3 protein-coding genes are annotated in these 3,382 nt (G+C 44.3%); 1 reads left to right on the forward strand and 2 read right to left on the reverse strand.

Annotated elements, in window-relative coordinates; translation table 11 throughout:
* A partial coding sequence (locus tag IM477_RS03500) for a transposase (RefSeq protein WP_287730542.1) occupies positions 1-227 on the forward strand: 227 nt, incomplete at its 5' end.
* 210 nt (positions 228-437) lie between these two features.
* Here IM477_RS03500 and IM477_RS23275 read toward each other — a convergent pair.
* Together IM477_RS23275 and IM477_RS03505 are read right to left on the reverse strand one after the other, a co-directional pair.
* Positions 438-632, reverse strand: coding sequence for a TLTLP motif-containing protein (locus IM477_RS23275; protein WP_012267246.1), 195 nt, complete (start codon positions 630-632; stop codon positions 438-440).
* 1,299 nt (positions 633-1,931) lie between these two features.
* Positions 1,932-3,110 carry an AI-2E family transporter gene (locus IM477_RS03505; protein WP_287730543.1) on the reverse strand — a complete coding sequence of 393 codons (1,179 nt, stop codon included), beginning with the start codon at positions 3,108-3,110 and terminating at the stop codon, positions 1,932-1,934.
* Between the last annotated feature and the right edge of the window lie 272 nt (positions 3,111-3,382).

Raw genomic sequence — 3,382 nt, forward strand, 5'->3', positions numbered from 1 at the left:
ACAAGCCTGACATCGCTTTATCCAAACTAATCGCTAACCTTAAAACAGTTAGTAGTCGCTTAATTAGAAAAGAATTTCCAGATTTGGCGGCAAAGTATTTCGACAACAAACCCTATTTTTGGACGGGAGCTTATTTCGTGGCTAGTTGTGGCGGCGTTACCGTCGAACAACTAAAAAAATACGTCGAGAACCAAAACTCCCCAAAAATGGAAACCCTACCGCGTTAGTTTTATTCTGGTGGCGATTCATCTCCCGTTAACCGCTACGCGGTTTAACGGGAGTCCTCTCGCGACCTTGAGATAGCGCCTTTAGAGTCATCTAAAAGCGCAAGCAAAATTAAAACACACTTTGATTAACTCCGATCCAAATTTTACTCATAAGGGGGATCGGGACGAAGAAAAAAATTTTTATTTTGGCAATCGTCTATCTCAATTCTGTCACCTCATTTGCCTCGTTAGGGAGTAGGATGTGTTACCGGTAAGGGGTTCTTCGGTATAGTTAGGCGTGGAGTTATATCCAATCGCTAACAAGGGTAACGTTAGGGTCAGAATTGCGATCATGGTTCCGAGTAAATTGGCCCACCTATGACTAGGAGGTTCGGAAGTCTTCCCTGACGGGTTGCTTGATTCCATAAAGGGGTCGTGTTGAACTCGACAAGTAAAGAATACGAGAGATATATAGAGCAGTAAGCTATCGGCCTTGAGCTTTTAGCAAATTACTGCTATTTTTTGCCTTTGGGCTTGGTTAACGTCTCGCGAGAAAGCGACACATTAACAGCAATATTCTCCCTACTAATTATATTTTACCCATTTTTTTCCAGGAGTTCCCTCTGATACTTTTCTTGACGATCTCTCCAGATCATGGTCTGTTGGTGTTCGTCCCTGTTACACTGTGGGTGCAAGCATTGCCTACCCTAGATTAGTTCTTCTCTAGCAGCCTATAGCATCGGCCCTAGCTTAGATCAAAACGGCTTCCTTGTCTGATCGCGAACTGAGCTTATACTAAATCCAGTTATTAAAGACTGATTATCTATTCCTCCTTTTGCATGAGTGCCTCTTGCCTCTTGCCTATCCTGATATGTAGCCTATACTCAACGGATTTAGTATTATTTACTAGCTCAATCCACAAAAAAAATGTCTGAAAGGCTTAAACCTTAAGCGATCCAAACATTTTTTCATTGCAATCGGAGGGTGATATTGACTTTATGTCTTAACTTTGAGCTTACGATAGAAAGCTGGCTGTTAATGTAGCCTATTTAACCAAAATATCGATTTTTTGCTTATTTATCGGGATAGACATTGACCTTTTCTTAAAATTATCGGAGTTTAGAGATAATTGGTTAGCTAATCTCCCAATAAGCCAGGCCCCAGAGACCAGCAAGGCATCCGTCAGGGACGGCGATCAGGGCAAGTGGAATTAATCTACCAATATAGATATCCTGACATCCTCACCGCCGTAAACGGACGGTGATTCCTCGCCACGCCACCTTTTTAGGATGGTCGCGTCAATGGGGTTGACGCAGATAGCGAAAAACGCTTAATTGCTTAAGTCTGACACTTTCGACCCGTCCAGTTAAAGTCGAACGTATGCCCTCCGGTGACTAATTTAATTTTGGTTTGTACATACCGACCTAGGGTACGTTTTGCCTCTAGCATGGAGTTACCATCGGCCGTCAGCTTCCCCTTACTCATCGTCAACCCGTTGCAGGAATTTCAACCTAGTATATTTATTGAAGGAGTATCTATGATAGGGCGGGTTTTTTAGACCAGTAATATCTTAACACAAAGCCGTCCTAAAAGGACGGGGTTTTCAACCCAAATTTTCGATAACTCGATCGAGAGAGAAAAGCCAAGAACCTGCGAGAAAATTGCCGATTTCTACCGTCCAGTATTACTGCTCACATCGCCCTAGATCATGCCGTCAGTCATTCTTCAGCGAGAAACCACCTCGCTAGAGGATTCTGATTCTAGGGGGAGAGAGGGTTTAATCATCCCGTGTTTTGTCTCCTCTGGTGTCACTTGACGGATAACCTCCAAAGCTTCCTTGATCATTACTGCCATGGGAACCGCGACAATCACCCCCAGTAAACCGCCCACTCGCGCCCCCGTCAAGACCGAGACCAACACCCAAAAGGGATTTAACCCGGTGACACTGCCCAAAATCCGGGGAGCAATGCCATTTTCGACAATTTGCTGCACCACTACAGCCACGGCTAAAACTTGTAGAGCTAAACCAATATCGCGCAAAGCTAGTAAAGCTGTCACCGTGACAATGCCTACAGTTCCCCCAAAAGGGATTAAGGCCATGGTACCAATCAACAGACCGAATAGTAGACCAAAAGGGACTTTAATCGATAAAAAGGCCGTGACTAATCCCAGGGCCATGCAGGTGGCGCAAATTACCTGTCCGACAAAGTAATTCTGAAAACTTAAGCGTAGGGTTAGGGAAAAGGGTTGTTGGACGGGTTTGGGCAACCATTGGATAATACTCCTCCAGATATCGGGACTGTGGAGAAGTAGATAAAAGGTGAGGATAATGGTTAGCAGCACATCAAGCACCCGCACCACGGTAAAAACGGTGAGATTAAGGGCTAAATTAACGCTTCTTCCCGCTAAAATTTGCAATTCTGCCCCTAAACGACTGTTAAACTGAGCGATAACACCATCGAAACTGATCGGAATCGGCAGATTCATCGTGTCGATTTTGGTATCTAGTTGCATCAGTTGGCGCTGTCCCGAGTCTAACCATTCCGGCAATCTGTTGACAAATTGCTGTGCTTGGGTGAAGACTAAGGGAACTAGGGTTATGCCCACGGCCACAAAAATTAAAATCGTGATCAGGGAAACCACGATCGCAGCTAAACCCCGTTTTAATCCCTGACGTTCCAACCAAGTCACCGGATAACCCAAGAGAAAAGATAGAACGGCCGCTATCAGTAAAATAACAAATAAAGATTCAAAATAGCCAAAAATTGCCGATAATGCCCAGACATTCAGAACTATAAGTGGTGCAGCTAGAGCAATCACCAGTAAGCGAGATAGGGAATTCAGGGATTGCCACCACGTCTGAACCCAATTGCGTTTCGGGGGAACGACTTTAACTTCCACCATGAAGCCTCTTAAAGGGTTTGTTTCAACACTTGTATTCTGACAGATCGAAGCCGAACTCGCTAACTCAATCGGGGGAAGTGGGAAGATGGGGTGTGGGATGCTGACAGGTGTGGGTTTATTACAACCCAGATGGTTCTTCGGTTTGTCTTATGCAACGTACAGGATTATAAGGAATGAAACTCTTATAGAGAAAGACATTTGGCGATTTTTGTCAATTGTTTTTGATCTAGAGCGAACTAATCAATTAAGTCTCTTGCCAGATAAGGATTTAG

It is taken from the genome of Microcystis sp. M090S1, assembly GCF_020246295.1.
GTDB lineage: Bacteria > Cyanobacteriota > Cyanobacteriia > Cyanobacteriales > Microcystaceae > Microcystis > Microcystis aeruginosa.

Excerpts from the sequence above, each read along its gene's own strand:
- IM477_RS03505 (WP_287730543.1), bottom strand. The coding sequence starts at position 3,110 with ATGGTGGAAGTTAAAGTCGTTCCCCCGAAACGCAATTGGGTTCAGACG.
- IM477_RS23275 (WP_012267246.1), bottom strand. The coding sequence starts at position 632 with ATGGAATCAAGCAACCCGTCAGGGAAGACTTCCGAACCTCCTAGTCAT.